The 6,693-nt window shown below is 60.9% G+C and carries 6 protein-coding genes; 2 read left to right on the top strand and 4 right to left on the bottom strand.

Annotated elements, in window-relative coordinates:
• Positions 1–396 precede the first annotated feature (396 nt).
• Positions 397–2,037, bottom strand: coding sequence for an amidohydrolase (locus L0H65_RS11855; protein ID WP_367651988.1), 1,641 nt, complete (start codon positions 2,035–2,037; stop codon positions 397–399).
• A gap of 251 nt (positions 2,038–2,288) precedes the next feature.
• Between L0H65_RS11855 and L0H65_RS11850 the strand changes: the two genes are divergently transcribed.
• Positions 2,289–2,630: a polymer-forming cytoskeletal protein gene (locus L0H65_RS11850; protein WP_301459245.1), complete on the top strand. Its 342-nt coding sequence runs from the start codon at positions 2,289–2,291 to the stop codon at positions 2,628–2,630.
• Position 2,631: 1 nt separating this feature from the next.
• On the opposite strand, the gene L0H65_RS11845 is transcribed toward L0H65_RS11850, so the two are convergent.
• The gene (locus L0H65_RS11845; RefSeq protein WP_301459243.1) at positions 2,632–3,057 is read right to left on the bottom strand and encodes a PaaI family thioesterase; all 426 of its coding nucleotides are present in this window, start codon (positions 3,055–3,057) and stop codon (positions 2,632–2,634) included.
• 108 nt (positions 3,058–3,165) lie between these two features.
• Between L0H65_RS11845 and L0H65_RS11840 the strand changes: the two genes are divergently transcribed.
• The gene (locus tag L0H65_RS11840) at positions 3,166–3,957 is read left to right on the top strand and encodes an enoyl-CoA hydratase (RefSeq protein WP_301459242.1); all 792 of its coding nucleotides are present in this window, start codon (positions 3,166–3,168) and stop codon (positions 3,955–3,957) included.
• On the opposite strand, the gene L0H65_RS11835 is transcribed toward L0H65_RS11840, so the two are convergent.
• Together L0H65_RS11835 and L0H65_RS11830 are read right to left on the bottom strand one after the other, a co-directional pair.
• The gene (locus L0H65_RS11835; protein WP_301459241.1) at positions 3,954–5,123 is read right to left on the bottom strand and encodes an MFS transporter; all 1,170 of its coding nucleotides are present in this window, start codon (positions 5,121–5,123) and stop codon (positions 3,954–3,956) included. The genes L0H65_RS11840 and L0H65_RS11835 overlap by 4 nt on opposite strands.
• A 13-nt stretch (positions 5,124–5,136) precedes the next feature.
• A complete protein-coding gene (locus L0H65_RS11830) occupies positions 5,137–6,621 on the bottom strand; it encodes a carboxypeptidase M32 (RefSeq protein ID WP_301459248.1) in 1,485 nt (494 codons plus the stop codon).
• Positions 6,622–6,693 lie beyond the last annotated feature (72 nt).

The raw sequence follows: 6,693 nt of genomic DNA, 5'->3' as shown, positions 1-6,693 counted from the left end.
TATGTCAAAGAGCAGGGACATAAATAAAATGGAGCGCTGATAACTATCAGCGACCCAAACGCCTTATATCCAGATCGTTTTCGCAGCTTTCGCCACTGCCTCCGCATCCCATCCTGTCGTTTCCGACTGTCCGTTCGTCTTCGGTGAGGCAGCTTTTAGGTCCCCCCACCGGAAGTGGCAAGAGCAAAAAACACCTTTTCCGTCATTTTCCCGTTTCCTTCAATGTTTATTGGGGAAATCTGTACGGATTGCCCGAAATTCGGGCAGCTCGTCTCAGCGCGGGGCCAGATCAAATCGTCAAGTCTTGATGGATCGTCGACAAAACCGCCCCGAATCCGCGCGAATCTGCGAATTGACCGAGTCGGATTCGTCCCGCATGAACGAATAGACCGTGCATCAGCCCGAATAGGTGATTTGACCCGCACAGATCGTCAGTGCGATTCCCATCGTCGCAATGTCCGGGACTGCGACGGACTCAACATCACCGCGGAGAATCACCACATCAGCGGCCAAACCGGCGCGCAAAATGCCGGTGATCGTTTCGCGATGCGCCGCCCATGCGCCGCCCGCCGTGTAGGCGTGCAGGCTGTCGAACAGGTCAAGCCGTTCGTCGACGCCGCCCGCATAGGTCGACCGGGTTTGTGACGCGCCAAGCCCGCGCAACACCGAGATATCCGTCACCGGCCAATCCGAAGCGAAGGCCACCTTTGCCCCCTGCCCCACCAGCGTCCGGCACAAATAGGCGTCGCGCCAGCGGCTGGCCCCGATCATGTCCATCGTGGGCTGCACAGCAAAATCCATCGCGCCTGGCGCATGTGGCGGTTGCAGGCTGGCAACAATCCCCAAGGCACCGAGGCGCGGGATATCGGCGCGGTCGATCAACTCGATATGTTCGATGCGGTGGCGGCTGTCGCGGCGGCCATTGGTGCGCTGCGCTGCCTCATAGCCGTCAATCGTGTTGCGCACGGCCCCGTCACCGATGGCATGAACAGCGATCTGCAAGCCGCGTTTGTCAATCGCGGTCGCGACCTCGGCAAAGCGGGCCGCCGGCAACAGGGGTTCCGAGCGGTGGCCCGGCACCCCCGGATAATCGTTCAGCATATAGGCAGTGCGGCTGTCGATCACGCCATCCATGAACATCTTGACGAGTCCGCATTGCAGCCAATCGTCGTTGTAATCGCGGCTCATCGCCTCGGCCCGGTCGAGCGCCGACATCTCCATATGCGGCTTGAAATGGAATGGCACCTTGACACGCGCGGTCAAACGCCCCTCGCGCCGCAACCCATCCAGCAGCTCCAGTGTGAAACGATTGCCATCCATATTCACCATTGTGGTGATGCCATGCGCCGCCGCGTGGGCCAACCCGGCGGCCACTTTGGCGCGGTCAATCGCCAGTTCTGCCTCCGAAGGCCAGGGGGACGGCTCCTCCCCGGTCGCGATGCCAAGGTTCAGCCGCGCCTCGCCGCCAAGCGCGATCACCGGGACGAAGGCTTCAAACTCCCGCAACTCGCCGGTCGCTTGACCGTCCGGCCCCATCACCACCTCATGCCCATGCGGGCAGCTATGGCCATGCAGGATGCCCGCCGCGCGCAATGCCGCCGTATTGGCCCAAACGGTGTGATGATCCGCCGCGGTGATCGCGATCGGGCGGTCGGGCAAGATGCGGTCGAGATCGGCGCGGGTCATCGGATGGTCGAGCATCGCATAATCCGCCCCTTGCGCCATCAGCAAAGGCGCCTGGGGATGCCGCGCCGCAAAACCGAGAAACGCAGCGCGCAGCGCCTCCTCCCCATGCAACCCGCCGACATGCAGATGCGCCAGTTCCGCCCCGCCGAGCACCAGATGCAAATGGCTTTCGACGAAACCGGGCAGGACCGTGCCGCCGCGCGCGTCAATCACCCGCGTCTCCGGCCCGCCCAACGGTTCCACTTCGGCGCGGCTTCCGACCGTAAGGATGCGGCCCGCGGCAATCGCCAGCGCCTCTGCCCTTGGCCGTGCTGCATCCATCGTCAGGATGCGCGCATTGGTAATGATCATATCGGGTTTCACGGTCCCTCCTGCGGGTTTTCCCGTCGTCAACGCAACCTCGGCCCAGTAATCCCGCAGGCACCGCCACGGTCAAGCGGAGTTTGCACAACGCCCGCACACCCGTCATCTTGCAGAAATCATCACGTTTTGGCGGAAATCCGACCATCAGCCACATCGCAGACTTGACCGCGGGCATCGGTTCAGCGTCTATCACAGCAATAGTCTTGCCGCCAAAAACCGGCCCAAAAGGGAATTGAATGATGTCGACGACCTCCAACCCCAGCACCAATGCAGGCAAATCCATTCTTGCCTCCGACCTCAAGATCACCGGGGATATCATCTCCAAAGGCACGATTGAGGTGATGGGCGAAGTGGACGGATCGGTCAGCGCGCAAAGTCTGCTCGTCAGTCATGAAGGCGGGATCAAGGGCAGTATCGCTGCCGATACGGTTGATCTGCGTGGGCGGATCAATGGCAAGATCGACTCTGGCACCCTGACGCTGCGCTCTGCCGCGCAAGTGACGGCGGACATCATCTATGCCACGCTGTCGATTGAAAGCGGCGCTTCGATTGAAGGCAGTTTCAAGCGCAAAAAGGCCTGAGCTATCCCTGCACAGGCGGAATCGAATAGGTCAATCCGGAGCGGGCCACCGGGGCGGGTTCGCCAATAGAATAGAGCATCACATCGCCGACCGCCAAAACCCGGCCTAGCTTCAACAGGCGAGCCACTGCGACCAGATCGCGCCCCGCCGCCGGTTTGCGAAGGAAATCAATACTGCAATTCGTGGTCACGGCCAGCGCCACCGGCCCGATGCGTGCCTGAATGGCCAGATAGAGCGCAACATCCGCCAAGCCGAACATCGTCGGACCTGACACCGTGCCACCGGGGCGCAGGTGCTTTTCCGAAACCACCAGCCGAACAGTCAATTCCTCTGGCGTCACCGATTCAATGATGAAATCATCGGCCACCTGCGGGAAATCGCGCCGCATGAAGGCGGAAAGCGCGGCCTGATCCATTTTCATCGTCATTTTCATCTGCCCCTGCCCTGCGGTATATCAAGGAAAAGCCCTTTCCCTGTGCCGGGAATGCGGGCTACCCTTGCTGCAATTCAACGGCGAAAATAGGGGAATGACAAGATGGCAGAGCCGGTCCTTTTGCGCAGAGACCAGAACGGCATCGCGCGGCTGACGCTGAACCGACCGCAAAACCTCAACGCTTTGTCGGATGCGATGCTGGCTGCATTGCTTGGCGAATTGGCCGCGATTGCGGGGGATGGGTCGGTCAAGGTTGTCACCTTGCAAGGCGCGGGCAAAGTGTTTTGCGCCGGCCATGACCTGAAGGAAATGCAGGCAGGTCGCGCCAGTTCCGACAAGGGGGCTGCTTATTTCGCCGATCTGTTCACCCGCTGTGGTGCGGTGATGCAGGCGATCACCAGCCTGCCGCAGCCGGTCATCGCGCAGGTACATGGCATTGCAACTGCGGCGGGCTGCCAGTTGGTTGCAAGCTGTGACATGGCCGTGGCAGCGCACGGCACACGGTTCGGGGTCAATGGCGTGAATATCGGGTTATTTTGCTCAACGCCGATGGTGGCGCTTTCGCGGAATGTGCCGCGTAAACAAGCGTTTGAAATGTTGGTGACCGGCGAATTCATTGACGCCGCCCGCGCCCGCGAAATCGGCCTCATCAACCGCGTCGCCACGGAGGAGGATCTTGAGGCGGAGAGCCTCGCCCTGGCTGAACGGGTGGCAAGCAAGCTCGGCCCCGCCGTGCGCATCGGCAAACGCGCGTTCTACGATCAGGCCCAAATGTCACTGGCGGAGGCGTACACCCACACCAGCGGGGTCATGGCCGAAAACATGCTGCTGCGCGATACCGATGAAGGCATCAGCGCGTTTCTGGAAAAGCGCAAACCCGATTGGCATTCTTAAGCCTGTGTGACCAGCCAGTGCGCAAGCCCGAGTGCAGCCAGTGCCATCGCAAAACTTGCGCCAATCATCCCCATTGGCCCCGCACCTTCAAACAATGCGGCTGCCACCAAAGGTGCAATCGCCGACGCCCCGAGCGACGAGATCGAAAGCATCCCGTTGATCGCACCAAACTGCGCCCGCCCAAGGGCATCAGCCACCAGAACCGGGCGCAGGATTGTCATTATCCCCATCGCGCCGCCTTGCAACGTGGCGAAAACAAAGATCAACAACCCCGACGCCCCGACGCCTGCCAACGCCGCTGATGCTGCGAGCATCATTCCAATTGTTATCAACAGCGCGCGCTTGGTGCCAATCCGCGCCTCGGCCTGCATCAACACAAATCGCCCCAAGGTCTGACTTGGCCCGACAAGCGATGCAGCAAGCACCGCCCAGCCATGGCTAACCCCCAAGGCCAACAACAACGGCACGAGAAAGTTGATCAAGATCCAGTGGTTCAACCCCACAAGGCCAAACAGCCCTGCCAGCCCCCAAAATACCGAACGGCGCAGCGCGGCAACCGCCACGCCTTTGCTGCCGCCGACATCAATCTCTACCACCGTAGCAGCCCGAATCCATTGGCAGGCAAACCAATGCGCCGGGGCGGTGATCAACAGCATGACAGCAGCGCCAACCAGAACCGCCCCACGCCAGCCAAAGCTTTCGGCAAGCAGCGCCCCGGCGGGAAATGCGATTGTAGACGCCAACCCGGCAACCAAAGTCACCCGGATAATCCTCGGCCGTGCCTCAGTCCCATAGCGACGCACCAGGTAGGCGAAGGCAACATCGTAAAGACAGGCCGATTGTGCCAACCCGATTACCGCCCAAACCGAAAGATACTGCGCAGGCGTGCGCACCTGCGCCAACGCGAACAAGGCGATTCCTCCCAAAACCGCGCCAGCCACCAACAGCGCCTGTCCCCGGCCACTATCCACCAGCCGCCCCATCACCGGGGCCAGCACCGCAGATATTCCGATTGCCAGCATCGGGCCAAGCGCAAACAAGCGCTTATCCCAGCCAAGATCAGCATCCAAAGACAGGATCAAGGCGGCAAAACTGTAGAACATGCAGGCGAAACCCAGCGTTTGCCCGATTGCAAGCAACCAAACGCCAAGGCTTTGCCTGCTCATTCCTCCTAGCCTCTCACAGGTTGTAAATTCCCCGGAATTTCGTTTCCAGATAATCCAGCAACGGCCCTTCATGCGGCGCGAAACCGCAGGCGCGCGCGACCACTTCGCGCGGCTCATAAAGCCCGCCATGGCGCTGCACATTCTCACGCAGCCAGCCCGTCGCCGCCGAAGTATCCCCATCGGCCAGTTGCCCATCCAACTCCGGCAGCGCAGTGCGCATCGCCTGATGCAGGCAGCCCGCATAAAGGTTGCCCAAGCTGTAGGTCGGGAAATAGCCGAACAATCCGATCGCCCAATGCACATCCTGCAACACACCGTTCGAAGGCTTGTCGACCGGAAAACCGAAATCGGCGCGGAAACGGTCGTTCCACGCTGCCTCCAGATCCTCCACCGCCAGATCACCGGAAATCAGCGCGCGTTCCAGATCAAAACGCAGCATGATATGCAGATTATACTGCACCTCATCGGCGTCGGTGCGGATATAGCCGGCGCGCACCTTGTTCACCGTCCCATAGAAAGCATCCGCATCCTTGGCATTGAAATCCGAAAACTGCGACCGCATCCGCCCCATCAGCCAACCGGTAAAAGCGCGGCTGCGGCCAAGCTGATTCTCGTAAATCCGGCTTTGACTTTCATGCACCCCCATGGAGACACCCGCCCCCAATGGCGTCAGCGCATAATCGGGGTTGATGCCAAGTTCATAGCAGGCATGCCCCACCTCATGGATTGTGGAATAGAAACAATTGAACGGATCGCTTTCCACCACCCGCGTCGTGATCCGCGCGTCAGAGCCGGAGCCGGACGAGAACGGATGCACCGCCAGATCAAGCCGCCCGCGCGACCAGTCATAGCCGAACGCGGTCGCGAGTTCGCGTGCCAATCGCATCTGACTGGCGCTGTCGAAATGGCCTTGAAGCGTATCGGGTTGATGCTCTGCCTCCAAAACCGTGCCGCGCAATTCCACAAGGCGCGGGCGCATGCCATCAAACATCGCTCCAAGGCTCGCCGCTGTCGCGCCGGGTTCATAATCGTCAATCAGCGCATCATAAAGATCGCCGCCCTGCGCCAGACAGGCCGCTTCTTCACGCCGCAAAGTGATGACTTGCTTCAAGGCGGGCAGAAACGCCGCGACATCGTTATGCGCCCGAGCCTCCGCCCAGATGCCTTGCGCGCGCGATGTCAGCGCCGCCAACTCCTCGGCCAACCGCGAGGGGATTTTGGTGTTGCGCAGAAAGCTGCGGCGGATGTGGCGAAGCTGCGCCTGACCCACCGGGTCCGACGGCTGCGCCTCCTCCAGCCAACCCTCGATCCGGGGATCGGTACGACGGGCATGCAAAACGCTTTCCATCGCCGCCATTTCTTCGGCCCGCTGTTCTGCAGCGCCGCGCGGCATCGTGGTTTCCTGATCCCAGCCCAGCCGACCCGACACCTGCCCCAGCGCCTCGGTCTTGCGCTGAAAGCCCATCAGCTCCTCATAAGCGTTCCCGCGAATGTTCATGCCGTTCCTTCCCGAATAGACCCCTGCCGGGGATAAAGTGACAAATGCCGCGCCCGCAGGATCAACACCCAC

Source organism: Pseudorhodobacter sp. (assembly GCF_030452865.1).
Classification (GTDB): Bacteria; Pseudomonadota; Alphaproteobacteria; order Rhodobacterales; family Rhodobacteraceae; genus Pseudorhodobacter.
Note: the sequence above shows the minus strand (reverse complement) of the source record. Positions and strands in the feature narration are given on the sequence as shown.